The organism is Baekduia sp., from assembly GCF_035996765.1.
Classification (GTDB): domain Bacteria; phylum Actinomycetota; class Thermoleophilia; order Solirubrobacterales; family Solirubrobacteraceae; genus Baekduia.
On sequence record NZ_DASYJG010000090.1, the window covers coordinates 16,822 to 36,050 of the forward strand.

Here is a 19,229-nt window from a genome sequence, read left to right on the forward strand (position 1 = left end):
AGAATCCCGCGCCGCGAATGAGATCGCTGCGCACCCGCCTCGCGTTGTCGTTGTTCCTGATCGTCGCCGTGGCGGTCGGGATCGTCGGCTTCGGCGTGCTCAGATCGCTCAGCGATGGGCTGCGCCAGGAGGCGCTCAAGGGCCTGCTGATGTCGGCGCAGCGCTCCTCGCGCGGGATCGACACGGCGATCGACCACAACGACTCGGCGCCACGGCTCGACATGCTCGTGCGCGACGCCGCCGACTCGGCGACCGCCCGCGTCACGCTGCTCGGGCTCTACGCCGTCCCGGGTGAGCTGCGCAGCTACCCGAAATCGGACTCCACGCGGCAGGTCGAGATCCGCGACCTGCAGTTCGACGTCGCGATCGAAGCCGCGCAGACCAGCAAGCCGGCGACGGCGATCGAGGCCGGGGACGCGGGCCGCGTCGGCGAGGCCGCGATTCCACTGATCTACGAGGACCCGCGCACGCACAAACGCGTCGTCGGCACGGTCATCGTCTACTCGCGACCGCTGAGCGACATCGACGCCGACGTGCGCGTCGCGCGCGACCGCGTCCTGACCGCCGCGCTGGCGGCGCTGCTGCTCGCGGCGCTCGCCGCCTGGCTCGTCGCTCGCAGCGTGGCGCTGCGCGTGCGGCGGCTGGAGGTCGTGGCCGGCCGCGTCTCAGACGGCGACCTCACCGCGCGCTTCCCGGTGGAGTCTTCTGACGAGCTGGGCCAGCTGGCCCAGACGTTGGAGCAGATGCGCCGCCAGCTCGCCGAGCTCGACGATGCTCGCAAGCGCTTCATCGCGACCGCCTCGCACGAGCTGCGCACGCCGCTGTTCTCGCTCGGCGGGTTCTTGGAGCTGTTGGAAGAGGAGGACCTCGACGAGGAGGACCGGCGGCGCTTCGTCACCCAGCTGCGCCAGCAGGTGCTGCGGATGCAGAAGCTCGCGACCGACCTGCTGGACCTGTCCAAGCTGGAGGCCGGGTCGCTGGAGCTGCGCAGCGAGCGCACCGACCTCGGCGACGTCGCGCGGATGATCGCCGATGAGTTCGCGCCGGCGCTCGTGGCCCATGATGCGCACATGGAGCTGCGACTGCCACCCGACCCCGTCGAGGTCATGTGCGATCCCGAGCGGGTCGCACAGGTGCTGCGGATCCTCATCGACAATGCGATCATCCACACGCCGCCGGGGACCGACTTGGTGGTCTCGGCCTCGCGCCGTGGCAATCGTGCCCGGCTGGGCGTGGGGGACTTCGGACCGGGTATCCACCGGACGATGCTGCCGCGGATCTTCGAGCCCTTCGTCACCTCCGACGACGCGCAGGGCTCGGGGCTCGGCCTCGCGATCGCCGGCGAGCTGGCCGAGCGGATGGACGGCCGGCTGGCCGTCGACTCGCAGCCGGGGCGCACGACGTTCACGTTGGAGCTGCCCGCATGAGGCGTGCGCGGGGCGCGGCGGTGGCGGTGGCCGCCGCGTCGGCGCTCGCGGCGATCGGCTGCGGCGGAGGGTCCGGAGGCAGCGAGACGACCACCGTTGGGCGCACCACGCGCATCGAGGTCGTCAAGGGCGCCGATCCGACCGGCCGCTTCGATCCGCAGGCGATCTACCGGCGTGACTCGCCCGGCGTCGTGACGATCCTGTCGGCCTTCGGCCGCGCGGGCAGCGCCGGTGCGGGCGCCGGGTTGGGCTCGGGCTTCGTGATCTCGGCCGGCGGCGAGATCGCCACCAACGCGCACGTCGTCACCGACGGTGCGGGCGCGTCGCTGCGCAAGGCCGGCAGGCTCTTCGTCCGGTTCGGAGACGGCAACCAGGTCGGTGCGACGATCGTCGGCTTCGACCCGTTCGCCGACGTCGCGCTGGTCAAGATCGACCCCAAGGGGCTGACGCTGCGCCCGCTGGCGCTCGGTACGAGCGCTGACGTCGAGGTCGGCGAGCCGGTCGCCGCGATCGGCTCGCCGTTCGGTGAGGAGCAGTCGCTGTCGGTCGGCGTCGTGTCGGCGACCGACCGCGAGATCGAGTCGCTGACCGGCTTTCTGACCTCCGGCGCGCTGCAGACCGACGCGGCGATCAACAGCGGTAACTCGGGCGGCCCACTGCTGGACGCCGGCGGCCGCGTGCTCGGGATCAACTCGCAGATCCGCTCCTCGTCGGGGTCGGGCAGCGGCGTCGGGTTCGCCGTCTCGGTCGACGTCGTGCGGCGCTCGCTGGCACAGCTGCGCCGCAGCGGGCACGCCAGCTACCCGTACCTCGGCGTCTCAACCCAGAGCGTCTACCCGCAGCTGGCCGCGCGCTTCGCGCTCGGGACCGCGCGCGGCGCCCTGATCCAGCAGGTCGTCCCGGGCGGGCCGGCTGGCAAGGCGGGGTTGCGCGCCGGCACCCAGCGCCGCGTCTTTCAGGAGCAGTCGTGGCGCATCGGCGGCGACATCATCACGCGGATCGACGGCCGGCCCGTCCGCGGGGACTCCGACCTCTCCCGCGGCCTCGACGGCCACGTACCGGGTGATCGGACCGTCCTGACCATCGTGCGTGGCGGCCACGCGCGCGAGGTGCCGGTTCGGCTCGGGACACGTCCCCTCCAGTCGCCGCGAGGGTAATAGGCTCAGCCTCGTGCTCCAGCCCGTGACCCTGGGGTCCAAGACCCTCGCCGACTACACGCATATCTTCGGTCGCGAGCAGATCGCTGAGATCCGGGAGCTCGCTGCACCGCTGAAGGGCGCGCGGGTGGCGCACATCTCGGCCACGGCGTTCGGCGGCGGCGTCGCGGAGATCCTCTACACGCTGGTGCCGCTGATGAAGGACGTCGGCATCGACGTCGAGTGGCAGATCATCTATGGGCGCGAGGAGTTCTTCCACGCAACGAAGTTGATGCACAACGCGCTGCAGGGCGCGCCGGAGGATCTGACCTCCGAGCAGTGGGACACCTGGCTCTCCTACAACGAGATGAACGCCAAAGAGCTGCCCGACGGCTGGGACGTCTGCCTCGTGCACGACCCGCAGCCGGCCGCGCTCCACACGCTCGTCCCGGAGAAGTCCCGCGGCTGGGTGTGGCGCTGCCACATCGACCTCTCCACGCCAAACCCGGCGACGATCGAGCGGCTGCTGCCCTACATCCGCGACTACCCGCAGACCCTCTTTCACATGGAGCAGTACGTACCAGCGGGCCTGAACGGGAAGGTCAACGTCGTGCCCCCGGCGATCGACCCCCTCGCACCGAAGAACATGGCCCTGTCGCCCGACGATGCCGCGTACGTCTGCGGGCAGTTCGGGATCGACGTCGACCGGCCGCTGATCTGCCAGGTGTCGCGGTTTGACCCCTGGAAGGACCCGCTGGGCGTCATCGACGCCTATAGGTTGGTCAAGGAGGAGCTGCCGCAGGTGCAGCTGGCGCTCGTGGGGTCGATGGCCTCCGACGATCCCGAGGGCTGGGACTTCTACAACGCGACCGTCGCCCATGCCGACGGAGATCCGGACATCTTCATCCTCAACAACTTCAACAACGTCGGCTCGATCGAGGTCAACGCCTTTCAGTCCCAGGCCGACGTCGTGATCCAGAAGTCCATCCGCGAGGGCTTCGGCCTGACGGTGAGCGAAGCGCTGTGGAAGGCGCGGCCGTTCATCGGCGGCGACGTGGGCGGCATCCCGCTGCAGGTCGAGAACGGCATCAGCGGCTACCTGGTGAAGTCACCCGAGCAGTGCGCGGCGCGCTGTCTGGACATCCTGCAGGATCCGGCGCTCGGCAAGGCGCTGGGGCGGCGCGGCAAGGCGCACGTGCGCAAGCACTTCCTGACGCCGCGCTACCTGCGCGATTATCTGGAGATCTTCAGCGAGTTGCTGGGGGTCGGCGCGGAGCCTTCTGCCGCCGAAGGAGCAGCATGACCGACGACACGCAGCGCCCACTGATCCTGGTCTCCAACCGCGGGCCGGTGACGTTCGACGATGACGGCGACTTCAAGCGCGGCACGGGCGGCCTGGTCACGGCGCTCACCGGGCTGGCCGTCCATCGTGAGGTCGTCTGGATCGCCTCGGCGCTGACCGACGGCGACGCCAAGCGCATCGCCGAGGCCGGCGGGCGGTCCTTCGCGGTCGACACGGCCGGTGAGGGGACGTTCCAGGTCCGGATGGTCGAGAGCGACCCCGACGCCTACGACCGCTTCTACAACATCTTCGCCAACCCGATGCTGTGGTTCATCCAGCACTACCTCTGGGACCTCTCCAACGCCCCGGACGTGCGACGCCACGAGATCGAGGCCTTCGAGTTCGGCTACAACGTGGTCAACGAGGATCTCGCGCGTGCCGTCGTGGAGGAGATCGACGGCGTCGAGGAACCGGTCGTGATGGTCCACGACTACCACCTCTACACGCTGCCGGCGCTCGTGCGGCGCGCTCGGCCCGACGCGTTCCTGCACCACTTCGTGCACATTCCGTGGACGCAGCCCGACGCCTGGCGGGTGCTGCCGCGCGGCGTGCGTCGCGAGATCTACGAGGGCCTGCTGGCCAACGACATCATCGGGTTCCACACGCGCTCGTATCGCTGGAACTTCCTCCAGTGCTGCAAGGACCTCATGGACCTCGAGGTCGACTTCAAGAACGGCGTCGTGCAGTTCGAGGACCGCGAGGTCTGGGTCCGCGCCTACCCGCTGCCGATCGACTCCAAGGCGATTCAGCGCACCGCGCAGACCGAGCGCGTGGCGGAGTTCGAGGCCGAGTTGCTGCGCCGCCGCCGCGAGCACATCGTGCTGCGCGTCGACCGCGCCGACCTGTCTAAGAACGTGCTGCGCGGCTTCACCGCCTTCGACCTGTTCCTCGAGCAGCATCCGGAGTTTCGCGAGAAGGTCACGTTCGTCGCGCAGCTGATGCCGTCGCGAACCGACGTGCCCGAGTACGCGGAGTACCTGGAGCGCATCGAGGCCGTCGTCGCGGTCGTCAACCACCGCCATGGCACGCCGGACTGGATGCCGATCCAGCTCAAGCTGCGCGACGACCTCGAGGAGGCGGTCGCGGCCTATAAGAACTACGACGTCCTGTTGGTCAACGCCATGTTCGACGGGATGAACCTGGTCGCCAAGGAAGGTCCGATGGTCAACGAGCGCCACGGCGTCTCGATCCTCTCGGAGAACACCGGCGCCCATGAAGAGCTCGGCGAGTACGCCCTCTCGGTCAACCCCTTCGACATCCAAGAGCTCGCCGACTCGATCCACGCCGCGCTGACGATGTCTGACGCCGAGCGCGAACGCCGCCACACTGGCCTCAAGGACATCATCACCTCGCGCGACCCAGGCGACTGGATCGACGATCAAATCGCCGACATCCGCAAGAAGGCGGGCGTGGAGGCCTGACGCAGCGGGGTCGGGCGATGAGTTCGTGACCCGGGGCCGGTCTTGACCGACATGCCCGACGACGAGCAGCAGATCCGGACGCTGATCCTGCAATGGGCCGAGGCCGTCCACCGTGGCGACATGGAGGCCACGCTGGCCGACCACGACGCCGACATCGTGATGTTCGATGTTCCGCCGCCTCACGACGGCGTTCGCGGCATCGACGCCTCCCGCGAGACCTGGCCCGGCTTCTTCGCCTGGCAGGCGCAGGGAGCGGTGTTCGAGATCGTCACCTTGGAGGTCACCGCGGGCGAGAGCGTCGCGTTCGCCCACGGGCTGCTGCGCTGCGCGACGCCGCAACAGCTCGCCGCACATCCGGAGGCCCGCTTGCGCCTGACGATCGGGCTGCGCAAAGCGGGAAGGCCGCTGGCGCGTCACACACGAGCATCACTCGTTCGCCGATACGTCGGACTGAGCGTGCGAGGTCACGGCCGGAACTCCGTCGCCGGCGCGGCCGAGGCGGCTGGCGCCGTGACCGCCGATGCGACGACCGCCGGGGGCTGAAAGCGCAGAGATCGCGGTGCGCGGTGACGGTTGTGGCGCTGGCGCTTCACCCGCCGCTGCTTCGCTCGCCGTTCTGGCGCTGCGCGGCTGCGGGCCGGCCGGGCAGCCGTCGCTCCCGATGGCCCCTCGCCGCCCGCGACGCGCGCGGGTTGCACTGCGCGCGTCGCCTTCACCGCTGCGATGGGCTTCGCCGGGATCGCGGCGGCCGGCTCGACCGCCGGCGGCAGCGCATCCTGATGGGCGCGCAGGCGGGGCCAGGCAAGCGCCAGCAGCAGCGCGAGCGCCACGGCTGCGGCGCGCGCGACGTTGGTCCAGCGGATGCGATGCAGGAGATCGAAGGTCACGCCCTCTTAGGCCAAGCGACCTGCAAGTTCGCCCCCCAGCGGTCGCCGAACGGACCGATGCCGCTATAGTCGGCCGTCGCCCTCGGGGCCCTTTTCTCATGCCTGCACAGAACCCCACTTACGACCTGATGCTCCTGCTCGACACCGCCGCGGAGGAGGAGCAGCGCACCAAGGTGCTCGCCGAAGCCGAGCGCATCCTGGAGAGCAGCAGCGCCACCATCGTCAGCAAGCACGACTGGGGCGTCCGCCGCACCGCGTTCGAGATCCGCCACAAGAACGACGCGGAGTACCACCTCCTGCAGTTCCAGGGTGGCCCCGAGACCCCCGCCGCGCTGGATCGCTACCTGCGCATCGCCGACGGCGTCGTGCGCTTCCGCGTGATCAAGCTGCGCGCCGGCCTGGGTCCCGTGCCGGACCTTCGCGCCGCTAACGAGCCCGCTCCGGAGGTCGTGGCCGCCGAGGCCGCCGCCGCTCCGGTCGAGCGCCTGTAAGCGCTCCTCGCTCGTCGCAGGACCTCCGCAGCGCCGCTTCCCGCGGCGCTGCTGTCGTTTTAGGACCCACCCGCCCCTTCGGCGGCGGCGCTTTGTGCCGCGATCGTGCCGATCACCGCGACTTCGCCGAGATTCGGTCGCAGGTTGCAGGCTTTCCGACCATGCCGTCAGACCCTGCCCCTAGACTCGCCGCAGACTTCAAGTTCGCCCCCGAAAGGAGCCCGTTGTGGCCGCCTCCAACATCAACCGGGTCATCCTGACCGGCAACCTCACCTTCGATCCCGAGCTGCGCTCACTGCCGTCCGGCATGTCCGTATGCAAGCTGCGGGTCGCGGTCAACACCCGCAAGAAGAACAACGCGACGGGTGACTGGGAGGACAAGCCCAACTACTTCGACGTGACCGTCTGGGGCGCGCAGGGCGAGAACTGCGCGCGCTACCTGGCCAAGGGCCGTCCGGTCGCGATCGACGGTCGCCTGGAGTGGAGCGAGTGGGCCGACAAGGACACCGGCAAGAACCGCTCCAAGGTCGAGATCGTCGCCGACACGGTCCAGTTCCTCAACGGCCGTGAGGACGGCGCGGGCGGTGGCGGTGGCGGGTTCACGCCGCGCGCCGACGTCCCGACGGATACCAGCGACTTCGGCCCCCCGGCAGCCCAGCCGCAGCCCGTCTCCGCACCCGTCAGCACCCCGGCCGACGACGACATCCCGTTCTAGCCCGGCGCGGGCAACCCCGCGCCCTTCGCTGCACCCTCCGAGCCCTCGGCCGCATCACGCGCCGGGGGCTCGTTGCGTTCCGGCCCCCGGCACCTAGCGGGGGTGGGCCTGTTTGCGGACGCCTACGGTCCACAAACGGGCCCACCTTCCCGCGCGTGGCAGCATGCGGCTCGTGCCCGCTGCCCGTCGCTCCCGCCATCCCGCATCGGCCGCCTTCGACGACCCCACGCCCCGGCCACCGGGCGTGCCGACGATCGCGGAGGAACTGCCGGCGCGCCGGCTGGACGAGATCGAGCTCGCCGACGAAGCCCGCATTGAGCACGTCGAGCTGACCGGCGCCCTGCCAACCGGCACCGACGCGCGCGGCACCACGATCGAGGACGCGCGAATCCGTGGATCGCTCGCCGGCGCCAAGCTCCACGACCTCCATCTCCACGACGCCCAACTCACCGGCGCCGACCTCGCCAACATCGACCTCCAGGGCGCGCATCTCAGCCGGCTGACCATCGCCAACTGCCGCATGACCGGCGCACAGCTGATCGAGACGACGCTGATCGACCTCACGCTGACCGACTGCCGCCTGGACTTCGCCGTGCTCAGCCTCGCCCGCCTCGACCGCGTCGTCTTCCGCGGCTGCGACCTCCAGGAGGCCTCGCTGGACCAGGCCCAACTGCGCGACGTCCGGTTCGAGTCCTGCGACCTGCGCCGCGCGACCTTCGGCCAGAGCCGCCACCAGCGCGTGCAACTGCACGACTGCCGTCTCGAGGGCCTGCGCGCCATCAGCGACCTCAAGGGCACCGCGATGCCGTTTCCCGACATCGTCGACCAGGCCCAGGCCTTCGCCGCGGCGCTCGGGATCAGCGTCGCGGTCGACCCAGAAGATCACGCGTAACCAGCGCAAACCGGTCCATCCGAGCCGTCCGCTAGAGGCCGGAAGGCCGGTGCCGTCGCGCACGTGTCACACTGTGGGTTCGCGCGCCGCGCTTGGCGCGCGTCCGCACGTCCAGACTTCATCGCACCAAAGAGGACTTCCACTCCGTGGCCAAGCAGCGCAAAACCGCAACGAAGCCTGCTCGTCGCAGGGACAAGAAGGGTGGCCCCGGCACCGGGCGCCGCAAGCCTTGTCCGTACTGCAAGGACAAGATCGAGCAGGTCGACTACAAGAACGTGGGCGACCTCCGTCGCTTCGTGTCCGAGCGCGGCAAGATCCGCTCGCGCCGCATCACGGGCGCATGCCGCCGGCACCAGAGCCAGATCGCGACCGCCGTCAAGCGCGCGCGAGAGCTTGCCCTGCTGCCCTACGCAGCCGAGCCCGCATCCGAGAGCGTCGGCGGCCGTCGCGGCCGTGACCGTGATCGGGAGCGCGAGTAGCTCCATGCCCGAGGCCATCCTGCTCAAGGACGTCGACGGCATCGGCTCCCGCGGAGCCGTCGTCGACGTCTCCAAGGGCTACCTCCGCAACTTCCTGATCCCGCGCAAGCTCGCCGCCCCGGCGACCAAGGGCCTCCTCCGCGAGGCCACGCGCACCCAGGACGCCTACAACAAGGCGACCGCCGGGCGCATCACACAGGCCCAGGACTACGCCGAGCAGCTCAACAAGACGGTCCTGACGATCTCCCAGCAGGCCGGCGAAGACGGCCGCCTGTTCGGCTCGGTCACGACGCAGGACATCGCCGAGGCGATCAAGGAGGCCCGCGGCATCGACGTGGACCGCCGCAAGATCCACCTCGACGACCCCATCAAGAACGTGGGCACCTACCAGGTCGTCCTCGAGCTCTCCGATGGCGTCACCGCGACCGTCAAGGTGATGGTCTCCGAGGCCTAGGCCCGGACCTCACCGCAGCACTTCTGAGACGGCGCCCTCCGGGGCGCCGTTTCTCGTTGCAGAGCCGTGCGCCTCCTGTTGCGAAGAAGGCGCGGAATTTCCGGGCACTGCGCGTGTCGGCGTCCTCTTCGCGCGCTACGTTCGTGGGCTCCGTGAGCACCTACGAGTACGAGCAGGAAGCACCCTCCTCCATGAGCCAGGCGGCCCTGGCGCCGCCGCACTCGCTGGAGGCCGAGCAGTCCGTGCTCGGCGCCGTCCTGCTGTCCGACAAGGTCCACTACGCGTACGTGATCGAGGAGGGCCTGCGGCCGGAGGACTTCTACCGCGAGCGCCACCAGGTCATCTACCAGTCGATGCTCGATCTCTACAACGAGTCAGAGCCCATCGACGTCGTCACGGTCACCGAGCACCTCCGCGCCCGCGGCGCGCTGGAGAACGCCGGCGGCCCCGCGGAGATCGACGCGCTCACCGCCGCGGTCCCCGCCGTCGGCAACCTGCGCCGCTACGGCTCGATCGTCCGGGAGATGTCGCTGCTGCGCAAGCTGCTGACGGCGACCTACGAGATCCAATCCTCGGTCCACAACCACGAGGGCCTCCCCCGCGACATCGTCGAGCAGGCCGAAAAGGCCATGCTCGAGGTCGGCCGCGACGACCGCCAGAAGGACTTCCGCAAGGTCGGCGAGGTCCTCCACGAGGAGCTCGACCGCTGGCACGAGCTCTCCACCGAGGGCAAGTCGATGACCGGCACGCCGTCGGGCTTCCACGAGCTCGATGAAATGACGGGCGGCTTCCAGCCGGGGAACATGATCATCGTGGCTGCCCGGCCGTCGATGGGGAAATGCTGTGGGGGATCTACATTAGTTTACGATCCTGAGCGTGGGTACCGCCGCAGGCTCGATGAGGTCGTCCGGGATGTCGAGATGGGCTCCGAGTGCTTCGTCGCGTCATTGGGCCCGGATTTCAAGCTGCGAACCTCGCGCGTGTCGGCGTCGATGCGCAGCGGCGTCAAGCCGCTGTTCCGCCTCACCACGAAGCTCGGGCGTCACATCGAGGCCACAGCCAACCATCCGCTGCTGACCGTGCGCGGCTGGCGCCAGCTCGACGAGCTCAGCTCGGGTGATCGGATCGCGGTCCCGCGCAACCTCCCGCGAGCTGGGCTCCAGCAGACGATGCCGGACTGCGAGATCGTGCTGCTGGCAGCGCTGATCGCCGATGGCAACATTATCCAGGGCACGCCACGGTTCTGCTTCGGCCCGGACTCGCCGATTGCTGACACCGCGGAGTACGCGACCGAGCAGATCGGTGCGTGGTACTCGTTGACCAAGCGCGGAGATTCTGCACATCTGCGCCGACCGGGAACGACCGGCACGAACGTCGTCACCGAATTGTTGAAGGCCAATGGCCTCTGGGGCAAGCGCTCCGAGCACAAGTTCGTCCCCGACGCCATCTTCGGCCTCGACAACGACCGCATCGCCCGCTTCCTCAGCGTCCTCTACGCCTGCGACGGGCACATCTACGCCGAGCGCCTGCGCCAGGTCGGGTACACCACCATCAGTCGGCGGCTCGCCGACGACGTCCAGCACCTGCTGCTGCGGCTCGGCATCGTGGCCAAGATCCGCAAGCTGCCGCGCCCAGTCTATGAGGGCACCGAGAAGACCGCCTGGGAGGTGCTGGTCACCGGCCAGGAGGATCTGCGCCGCTTCCTCGACGAGGTGCCCGTCGTCGGCAAGACCGCCGCACGTGTGCGGCTGCTCGACGGCCTTGCGACGGTGCGGGCGAAGACGAACGTCGACACGATCCCGCCGGAGGGCTGGCAACTCGTCACCGCGGCCAAGGGTGAGCGGTCGTGGCGAACGGTCAGCGCAGCGGCCGGCTATCCCGACAACCACAATTGGCACGTCGGCACCCGTGGCCTCTCCCGCCCGCGGATGGCGCAACTCGCTGAAGTGCTCGACGCACCTCACCTGCAGCAGCTCGCCGAGGCCGACGTCTGGTGGGACGAGATCGCGTCGATCGAGCCGATTGGCGATCAGGAGACCTACGACCTCGAGGTCCCCGGCGACCACAACTTCGTCGCCAACGACATCGTGGTCCACAACAGCGCGCTCGTCACCAACTTCGCCGAGAACGTGGCACTGCACCCGGACAGACCCCGTCCCGTCGCCCTCTTCAGCCTGGAGATGTCGGAGTCCGAGCTCGCCCAGCGCTTCATCGCGTCGCAGGCCTCGATCAAGGGCGATGACTTGCGCAAGGGTCGCCTGAAGGACGAGCGCAAGTGGAAGCGCGTGCTGGAGACCGCGGCGCGCTACGACAAGTCACCGCTCTACGTCGATGACTCGTCAGACATCGGCATCCTCGAGGTCCGCGCGAAGGCGCGGCGGCTGCACCAGCAGACGATGTCGGAGTACGGCGGGCTGGGGATGATCATCGTCGACTATCTCCAGCTGCTGCGCACCGACGCCCGGACCGACAACCGCGTGCAGGCGATCGGTGAGATCTCCCGCGGCTTGAAGATCCTCGCGCGCGAGCTCGAGGTCCCGGTCATCGCGCTGTCACAGCTCTCCCGCGGCGTCGAGTCGCGGACCGACAAGCGGCCGATGCTCTCCGACCTGCGCGAGTCCGGTCAGATCGAGCAGGACGCCGACCTCGTCATGTTCATCTACCGCGACGAGTACTACAACGAGAACACCGACCGTCCGGGCGAGGCCGACCTAATCGTCGCCAAGCACCGCAACGGCGGCCTGGGCGACGTGCCGTTGACCTTCCAGGGCGAGTACCCGCGCTTCCTGGGCCTTCAGCGCGCCGCGTAGGCGACCCGGCGGGAGCCGGTGGGCGGCTCTCTCTTCCCTACACTTCCAAAAGAAATGCCAGGAACCGTGATCGTCGGCGCCCAGTGGGGCGATGAAGGCAAGGGCAAGGTCATCGACCTCCTGGCCGAGCACGCAGATGTCGTCATCCGCTTTCAGGGTGGCAACAACGCGGGCCACACGATCATCCACGCGGGTGAGACGTGGAAGTTCCACCTCATCCCGTCGGGCATCCTCTATCCCGGCCGCACGTGCGTGATCGGCAACGGCGTCGTCGTGGACCCTGCCGTCCTCTGCACCGAGATCGACGACCTGCGCGCCCGCGGCGTCGACGTCAGCGGCCTCAAGCTCAGCGCCAACGCCCACCTGATCATGCCCTACCACCTGCTCCTTGACGTCGAGGGCGAGCAGAAGCTGGGCAAGAACCTCATTGGCACGACCAAGCGCGGCATCGGCCCGGCCTACTCCGACAAGGCCGCGCGCCTCGGCATCCGCGTCCAGGACATGCTCGACGAGCAGATCCTCAAGAAGAAGATCGCCGCGGCGTTGGAGCCCAAGCGCCAGCAACTGCGCCCCTTCGCGCGCGAGATCGACCTGCAGACGATGACCGAGCAGTACCTGACCTTCGGCCACCGCCTCGAGCAGCACATCGCCGACACGAGCGCGCTGGCCTGGCGCGCGTTGGACGACAACAAGCACATCCTCTTCGAGGGCGCCCAGGGCGCGCTCCTGGACATCGACCACGGCACCTATCCATTCGTGACCTCGTCCAACCCGGTCGCGGGCGCCGCGACGACGGGCTCGGGCGTCGGGCCGCGCGACATCGCCGAGGTCTGGGGCGTCACGAAGGCCTACGCCACGCGCGTCGGCGCCGGGCCGTTCCCGTCCGAGCTGCACGACGACACCGGCGAGGAGATCCGCCAGAAGGGCGGCGAGTTCGGCACCACCACCGGGCGCGCCCGCCGCACCGGCTGGCTCGACGTCGTCGCGCTGCGCTACGCCGCGCGCCTCAACTCGCTGAGCGCATTGGCAGTGACAAAGCTCGATGTGCTGTCGGGTTTCGACACGCTGAAGGTCTGCACCCAGTACCGCGGCACCCGTGACGAGGACTTCATCACCGACACGTTCCCCTATCACCAGTCGGTGCTGCATCACGCCGAGGGCGTTTACACCGAGCTGCCCGGCTGGTCAGAGGACCTCAGCGACATCCGCTCCTACGACGAGCTGCCGCAGAACGCGCGGGACTACCTCGCCTACCTCGAGGAGGCGGTCGGCGTGCCGGTCGTGCTGGTCGGCGTCGGCCCGGGCCGCGAGCAGATCATCTGGACCGAGGCGGCGAAGGACTCGGCGCTGGCCGCCGACGCCATGCGCGCCACCGAAGCGGCGTAACCCGGCGCAAGAACCGCCGACCGCCGCGCGAGCGAGCCTTTGGGCGAGTTCGCGCCGCGAACCGAGCCGCCAGGCGAGGCTTCGCCTAGCGCCAGTTCTCCACGAGTTCGGCGTCGGTCACCTGGCGCACGACGCGCGCCGGAACGCCCATGACCAACGCGCGCGGTGGCACGTTGTTGGTGACGACGGCGCCGGCGGCGACGAACGCCTCCTCGCCGATCTCGACACCCGGCGTCAGCGTCGCGCCGCCGCCCACGCGGCAGGCGCGCCGCAACGTCGGCCCGGCCAGCGGCTCGCCCTTGGGGTGGCGGCCCATCGCGTCATCGTTGGTCATCACCGCGCCAGGGCCGACGAAGACGTCGTCCTCGATGACCATGTAGGCCGTGATGTAGACGCGGGACTGGATGCGCACGCGATCGCCGACGATCGTGTCGTTGTCGACCGTCGAGCCCTGACCGACGATCGAGCCGGCGCCGACCCGCGAGCGCTCGCGCACGTAGGCCTGATCGCCGATGATCGCGCGCTCGCCGATCTCGGCACCGGCGAGCAGGATCGCGCCAGCGCAGATCCGGGCGCCAGCGCCGATGCGCAGCGGTGGTGGCGCATCGCGCGAGGCGGTGGACTTCGGCCCGAGCACCACGGGTTTGCCGAGGATCGCGCCGTCCTGCACGCTGACGCCGTCGCCGAGCACGACGCCGGCGTGGACGACGACGTTGGCGCCGAAGGTCACGTCGGCGCCGATCTGGGCGTCGGGATGCAGAAAGAGCCCGGGGGCGTCGGTCGCGGCCATGGCGGATACCCTAGTCGGGCCGTGGGAAGCCATGACCTGTTGCGCGGCGCGGTGCTCGGCCTCGGGATGATGGGCCGCCACCACGCCCGCATCCTCCAGTCCAACCCCGCCATGCGCTTCGCCGGTGCCGTCGATCCGGGCGGAGATCGCTTCGGGGCGGTCAGCGATGGCGCGCTGGTCTTCGCGACCGTGGACGAGCTGCTGGCCGCGCCGGACGGCCCGCCCGACTTCGCGGTGATCGCGGTGCCGACCGAGGATCATCTGCGCGCCGTGCGCGAGCTGGCCGGCGCGGGGGTGCACGTGCTCGTCGAGAAGCCGCTGGCAGCGACGGCCGACGATGCCCGCGAGTTGATCGGCGTCGTGCGCGACGCGGGCGTCCGGGGGGCGGTCGGCCATGTCGAGCGTTGCAACCCGGCCCTGCGTGCCCTGCGCGCCCGTGTGCAGGAGGGCCTGCTCGGCGACCTGTTCGTCATCGCCACCGAGCGCGTGGGACCGTTCCCGGATCGCGTGCGCGATGTCGGCGTCGTCAAAGATCTCGCCACGCACGACCTCGACCTCGTCCGCTGGCTCGGCGGCGCGCCGATCGAGCGCGTCGCCGCGCAAACCCAGCACCGCATGGGCCGCCAACATGAGGACCTCGTGTTGGTGACCGGCCGGCTGGAGAACGGGCGCGCGTTCAACTCCACTGTCGACTGGCTCACGCCGACCAAGGTGCGCCGCACGCGCGTGCTGGGCGAGCGCGGGATGCTCGTCGCCGACACGTTGCGTGCCGACCTGTCGTTCTACGCCAACGCGCATGTGACGACGCAGGGCTGGCCGGCGATGCAGGCCCTGCGCGGTGTCGCCGAGGGCGACATGACGCGCTATGCGCTGGAGCGCCGCGAGCCCCTGGCCGTCGAGCTGGAGGAGTTCTGCGCGCTGCTGCGTGGCGAGGATGGCGCCGCGGTCGTGACGCTCGAGGAGGGGCTGGAGACCGTCGCCGTCGCCGAGGCGGTGCTAGCCAGCGCGGCGTCGGGTGAGACGGTGGCGCTGGAGCCGAGCCCTTCATGAAGGCCGTTGTTGTTGCTCTTGGCAAGGTGGGATTGCCGCTGGCGGCGCGGATCGCGCTGGCCGGGCACGAGGTGGTCGGTGTCGACATCGATCCGCGGGTGGTGGAGCTCGTCAACGCCGGGCAAGCCCCGTTTCCCAATGAGGCTGGGCTGCCGGAGGCGCTGGCGGCGACAGGCGCCGACGGTCGCCTGCGCGCGGTGACCGACACGGCGGCCGCCGTGGCCGAGGGCCCGGACCTGGTCGTCGCGGTCCCGCCGCTGGTCGTCGACGCGAGTGCCCGTCCTGACTGGGGCGTCCTCGACGCGGTCGTGGGCGACATCGGCCGGGGGCTGAAGGCCGGGACCACGGTTTCCGTCGAGACGACGGTGCCGGTGGGTACGACCCGGGGCCGCGTCGTCCCCGCGCTGGAGGCCGCATCGGGCCTGCGCGAGGGCACCGACTTCCACGTGGTCTTCTCGCCCGAGCGGATCTTCAGCGGACGCGCGATCGCCGACCTCGACAAGTACCCCAAGTTGGTTGGCGGCCTGTCACCCGCCGGCGAGGCCCGCGGGATCGCGTTGTACGCCTCGTTCCTGGACGCGGAGGTCCGCGGGCTGGGCAGCGCCGAGGCGGCTGAGCTGAGCAAGCTCGCCGAGACGACCTACCGCGACATCAACATCGCCTTCGCCAACGAGTTGGCGCGCTACGCCGACACGCTCGGCATCGACGTGCTCTCGGTCATCGACGCGGCCAACTCCCAGCCCTACTCGCATGTCCACCGTCCGGGCATCGCGGTCGGCGGCCACTGCATCCCGGTCTACCCGCGCTTCCTGCTGGCCGGCGACGCCGACGCGCGCCTGCCGCTGGCCGCGCGGGAGATCAACGAGCGGATGCCGGCGTATGCGGCGGATCTGCTCGGCGAGGTCGACGGCAAGCGCGTGCTGATCCTCGGCATCGCCTACCGGGGTGGCGTGAAGGAGACGGCGTTCAGCGGAGCGTTCGTGCTGCGCGACGCGCTCGAAGGACGCGGCGCCACCGTCCTGGCCGCCGACCCGCTCTTCGACGCCGGCGAGCTCCGCGGCCACGGCTTCACGCCCTGGGACGGCACGAGCGCGATCGACGCCGCCGTCGTCCAGGCCGACCACGGCGAGTACGCGACACTCGCCGCCGGCGACCTTCCCGGCGTCACCGCGATCGTCGACGGCCGCGGAATCCTCGACGCCACCAACTTCCCCGGCATCCCGGTCCGCCGCATCGGCCGGCCGGAGGGCTCCGCGCAGGACCCCGGATCGTCGCTCGCGCCCCGCTCCTGAGCGTCAGGCCCAACGACCTCATTCTTTGTTGAGTTCACATTGAGGGTCTGACCCCTATTCGCAGTTGCCGTGCGAATAGGGGTCGGACCCCCCGGGGGTTATGCGGAGCCAGCAGCGTGCTCGTCGATCGCGGCGACGACGCGCTCGCCCGCGCGCCCGTCCCCATACAGCTCCGGATGCTCGGCCGGCGGATCCTCGCCGAGCGCGGTCAGCGCCGAGTGCAGGTCGAGGTCGACCAAGACGTTCCAGCCCGTGTCGACCGTCTCGACCCACTCGGTCGTGTCGCGCATCGTCACGCACGGCACGCCGGCGAAGTAGGCCTCCTTCTGCACGCCGCCCGAATCGGTCAGCACGCGGCGCGCGTTGGTCAGCAGCGACGTGAAGGCCATGTAGCCCAGCGGCGGCGCAAGCCGCACGTGCTCGGCGGATTGCAGCTCGTCGAGCCAGCCGGCGGCGTCCAGGCGCGCGCCCGTGCGCGGGTGCAGCGGCAGGACCACAGGCTCTTCTAACGCCAGCAGCAAGTCCACCAACTTCCGCAGTCTTTCGGGTACGTCCACGTTCCCGGCACGGTGCGAGGTAGCGATGATGTACTCGCCCGGCGTCACACCCACGTCGCGCAGCGGCTTGAGATCAGCCTTCGCGCGCGGCTGGAACATCATCGACACATCCACCATCACATCGCCGACGTTGACCACCCGGCCGGCAACCGACTCGCGCGCCAGGTTCTGCTCCGCGGTCTCCGAGGGCACCAACAACAGCTCGGAGAGGTGATCGGTCAGCACCCGGTTGAGCTCTTCGGGCATCCGGCGATCGAACGAGCGCATGCCCGCCTCGACGTGGACGACCGGGATGTTGGCCTGCGCCGCCGCCAGCCCGCCGGCGACCGTCGAGTTCGTGTCACCGTAGACGAGCACGACGTCGGGCTTCTCGGTTGCCAGCAGCGGTCCGATCTCGGCGAGCATCCGCGCGGTCTGCTCGGTGTTGCTCCCGCCGGCGATGTGCAGCTGGACCTCCGGCCGGGGCACCTGCAGCTCTTCGAAGAAGATGGCGCTGAGCTCGTCGTCGTGGTGCTGGCCGGTGTGCACCAGCAGCTCATCGTGGTGCTCGCGCAGCAGGCGGGAGACGGCGGCGGCCTTGACGAACTGTGGCCGGTTGCCGATGACGGTGATGATCTTCATGTTGGACTTCAAGCCTCGAGAGCGTCGCGGATGTGGGCGGCGAACGCTTCTGCCGCAGCTTGGGTGAGCGGACCTGGAACGAGTGGGAGATCGTCCTCGTCGATCCGGGCGATCGGTTGGACCTCACGCGTGGTGGAGGCCAGGAACGCCTCGCGCGCCCCGTGCAGCTCTTCGCGCGTGACGACCTCCTCGCGCGCGTGAGGCAGCATCGCCAGCAGGCGCCGGCGCGTGATCGAGTCCAGCACGTGGTCGCTGAGCGGCGGCGTCACGAGCGTCTCGCCGTCCAAGGACACGAAGAACGAGGAGGTTGGGCCCTCCAGCACGCGGCCGTGCGGCGTGACGAGCAGCGCCTCGGTGGCGCCCTTCTCGGCCGCCAGCCGGGTCGCGAGCATGTTGCCCGCATAGCTGAGCGACTTCACGCCGTCCATGATCCGTGGCGGCGCGTAAGTGATGGTGGCGAGGATCAGCGGCTCGCGCTCGGCCGGCACCGCCTCGACCAGCCCGACGCGGCGGCCGCCGCGGGTGACGAAGAAGCGGATCGCGCCGGTGACCGGGCCCGCTTCGGCGAGCAGCGCGTCGATGTCGGCCTGCACGGCGCCGAGGTCGATCTCCAGCCGCAGGTTCTGGGCCGAGTTGGCCATCCGGCGCAGGTGGTCCTCCATGGCGAAGAGGCGGCCCTCGTAGATCGAGATCACCTCGAAGACGCCGTCGCCTCGCAGCAGCCCGAGGTCGGTGACCCCGATCGTCGCCTCGTCGGCAGGCAGGACCTTGCCGTCTAGGATGGCGAGCGCGGTGAGGGCCATACCCCCATTCTTGCCGATGGCCCGTTTAGGTGGTCAGCGCCTCGACCGGGACCGACGGCAGCGTGAGGCGCGCGAGCGTCCCGCCGCCGGGCGCGGCCTCCAGCGCCACCGAGCCGCCATGGGCCTCGGCGACCTGGCGCACGATCGCCAGCCGCGTCGCGAGCATGTTCCCCGCGTAGCTGAGCGACTTGACGCCGTCGAGGATCCGCGGCGGCGCATAGGTGATCGACGCGAGGGTCAGCGGCTCGCGTTCGGCAGGCACCGCCTCGACGAGCCCGACGCGGCGGCCACCGCGGGTGATGAAGAAGCGGATCGCGCCGGTGACCGGGCCTGCCTCGGCCAGCAGCGCGTCGATGTCGGCCTGCACAGCACCGAGGTCGATCTCCAACCGCAGGTTCTGGGCCGAGTTGGCCATCCGGCGCAGGTGGTCCTCCATGGCGAAGAGGCGGCCTTCGTAGACCGAGATCACCTCGAAGACGCCGTCGCCCCGCAACAGCCCGAGGTCGGTGACGCCGATCGTCGCCTCGTCAGCGGGCAGGACCGTTCCGTCAACGATGGCGAGTGCGGTGAGGGCCATACCCCATTCTTGCCGATGGCCCGTTCAGGTGGTCAGCGCCTCGACCGGCACCGACGGCAGCGTGAGGCGCGCGAGCGTGCCTCCACCGGACGCGGCCTC

At 69.9% G+C, this 19,229-nt stretch carries 18 protein-coding genes and 1 pseudogene; 14 read left to right on the forward strand and 5 right to left on the reverse strand.

Annotated elements, in window-relative coordinates:
* Positions 1–17 precede the first annotated feature (17 nt).
* From VGO10_RS19420 to VGO10_RS19440, 5 genes and pseudogenes are all read left to right on the forward strand, one after another.
* Entirely contained in the window at positions 18–1,427 is a 1,410-nt protein-coding gene (locus VGO10_RS19420) for a HAMP domain-containing sensor histidine kinase (protein WP_327471513.1), read from the forward strand.
* Positions 1,424–2,584, forward strand: coding sequence for a S1C family serine protease (locus VGO10_RS19425; RefSeq protein ID WP_327471515.1), 1,161 nt, complete (start codon positions 1,424–1,426; stop codon positions 2,582–2,584). Before VGO10_RS19420 ends, VGO10_RS19425 begins: the two co-directional genes overlap by 4 nt.
* 13 nt (positions 2,585–2,597) lie before the next feature.
* On the forward strand, positions 2,598–3,866 hold the full coding sequence (locus VGO10_RS19430; RefSeq protein WP_327471517.1) for a glycosyltransferase: 1,269 nt from the start codon (positions 2,598–2,600) through the stop codon (positions 3,864–3,866).
* Complete coding sequence (locus tag VGO10_RS19435) at positions 3,863–5,326, forward strand: trehalose-6-phosphate synthase (protein ID WP_327471519.1); 1,464 nt, start codon at positions 3,863–3,865, stop codon at positions 5,324–5,326. Before VGO10_RS19430 ends, VGO10_RS19435 begins: the two co-directional genes overlap by 4 nt.
* A gap of 51 nt (positions 5,327–5,377) precedes the next feature.
* A pseudogene (locus VGO10_RS19440) lies at positions 5,378–5,780 on the forward strand (YybH family protein).
* Positions 5,781–5,790: 10 nt separating this feature from the next.
* On the opposite strand, the gene VGO10_RS21775 reads toward VGO10_RS19440, so the two are convergent.
* Positions 5,791–6,213: a hypothetical protein gene (locus VGO10_RS21775; protein ID WP_349258969.1), complete on the reverse strand. Its 423-nt coding sequence runs from the start codon at positions 6,211–6,213 to the stop codon at positions 5,791–5,793.
* Positions 6,214–6,311: 98 nt separating this feature from the next.
* On the opposite strand from VGO10_RS21775, the gene rpsF reads away from it, so the two are divergent.
* From rpsF to VGO10_RS19475, 7 genes are all read left to right on the forward strand, one after another.
* Complete coding sequence (gene rpsF / locus VGO10_RS19445; protein ID WP_327471523.1) at positions 6,312–6,704, forward strand: 30S ribosomal protein S6; 393 nt, start codon at positions 6,312–6,314, stop codon at positions 6,702–6,704.
* Positions 6,705–6,930: 226 nt separating this feature from the next.
* A complete protein-coding gene (locus VGO10_RS19450; RefSeq protein ID WP_327471525.1) occupies positions 6,931–7,419 on the forward strand; it encodes a single-stranded DNA-binding protein in 489 nt (162 codons plus the stop codon).
* A 172-nt stretch (positions 7,420–7,591) separates the two neighbouring features.
* Positions 7,592–8,311 carry a pentapeptide repeat-containing protein gene (locus VGO10_RS19455; protein WP_327471527.1) on the forward strand — a complete coding sequence of 240 codons (720 nt, stop codon included), beginning with the start codon at positions 7,592–7,594 and terminating at the stop codon, positions 8,309–8,311.
* A 146-nt stretch (positions 8,312–8,457) separates the two neighbouring features.
* Positions 8,458–8,790, forward strand: a complete 333-nt coding sequence (gene rpsR / locus VGO10_RS19460) for a 30S ribosomal protein S18 (RefSeq protein WP_327471529.1) — start codon at positions 8,458–8,460, stop codon at positions 8,788–8,790.
* A 4-nt stretch (positions 8,791–8,794) separates the two neighbouring features.
* Positions 8,795–9,244, forward strand: a complete 450-nt coding sequence (rplI, locus tag VGO10_RS19465; RefSeq protein ID WP_327471531.1) for a 50S ribosomal protein L9 — start codon at positions 8,795–8,797, stop codon at positions 9,242–9,244.
* A gap of 152 nt (positions 9,245–9,396) precedes the next feature.
* Positions 9,397–12,054 (forward strand): replicative DNA helicase, encoded by a 2,658-nt coding sequence (gene dnaB, locus VGO10_RS19470; protein ID WP_327471533.1) that lies wholly within the window; start codon positions 9,397–9,399, stop codon positions 12,052–12,054.
* A 54-nt stretch (positions 12,055–12,108) separates the two neighbouring features.
* Positions 12,109–13,440 (forward strand): adenylosuccinate synthase, encoded by a 1,332-nt coding sequence (locus VGO10_RS19475; protein ID WP_327471535.1) that lies wholly within the window; start codon positions 12,109–12,111, stop codon positions 13,438–13,440.
* An 85-nt stretch (positions 13,441–13,525) separates the two neighbouring features.
* Here the strand turns inward: VGO10_RS19475 and VGO10_RS19480 are convergent, their stop codons facing one another.
* Positions 13,526–14,230 (reverse strand): acyltransferase, encoded by a 705-nt coding sequence (locus VGO10_RS19480; RefSeq protein ID WP_327471537.1) that lies wholly within the window; start codon positions 14,228–14,230, stop codon positions 13,526–13,528.
* Between the two features lie 21 nt (positions 14,231–14,251).
* On the opposite strand from VGO10_RS19480, the gene VGO10_RS19485 reads away from it, so the two are divergent.
* A complete protein-coding gene (locus VGO10_RS19485) occupies positions 14,252–15,280 on the forward strand; it encodes a Gfo/Idh/MocA family oxidoreductase (RefSeq protein WP_327471539.1) in 1,029 nt (342 codons plus the stop codon).
* A complete protein-coding gene (locus VGO10_RS19490) occupies positions 15,277–16,572 on the forward strand; it encodes a nucleotide sugar dehydrogenase (RefSeq protein WP_327471541.1) in 1,296 nt (431 codons plus the stop codon). Before VGO10_RS19485 ends, VGO10_RS19490 begins: the two co-directional genes overlap by 4 nt.
* A 98-nt stretch (positions 16,573–16,670) precedes the next feature.
* Here VGO10_RS19490 and wecB read toward each other — a convergent pair whose 3' ends face one another.
* Genes wecB through VGO10_RS19505 form a run of 3 tightly spaced genes read right to left on the reverse strand, consistent with a single transcriptional unit; the run spans position 16,671 to position 19,130 of the window.
* On the reverse strand, positions 16,671–17,750 hold the full coding sequence (gene wecB, locus VGO10_RS19495; protein ID WP_327471544.1) for a non-hydrolyzing UDP-N-acetylglucosamine 2-epimerase: 1,080 nt from the start codon (positions 17,748–17,750) through the stop codon (positions 16,671–16,673).
* An 8-nt stretch (positions 17,751–17,758) separates the two neighbouring features.
* Complete coding sequence (locus VGO10_RS19500) at positions 17,759–18,553, reverse strand: aminotransferase class IV (protein WP_327471546.1); 795 nt, start codon at positions 18,551–18,553, stop codon at positions 17,759–17,761.
* A gap of 25 nt (positions 18,554–18,578) precedes the next feature.
* Positions 18,579–19,130: an aminotransferase class IV gene (locus tag VGO10_RS19505; RefSeq protein WP_327471548.1), complete on the reverse strand. Its 552-nt coding sequence runs from the start codon at positions 19,128–19,130 to the stop codon at positions 18,579–18,581.
* Between the last annotated feature and the right edge of the window lie 99 nt (positions 19,131–19,229).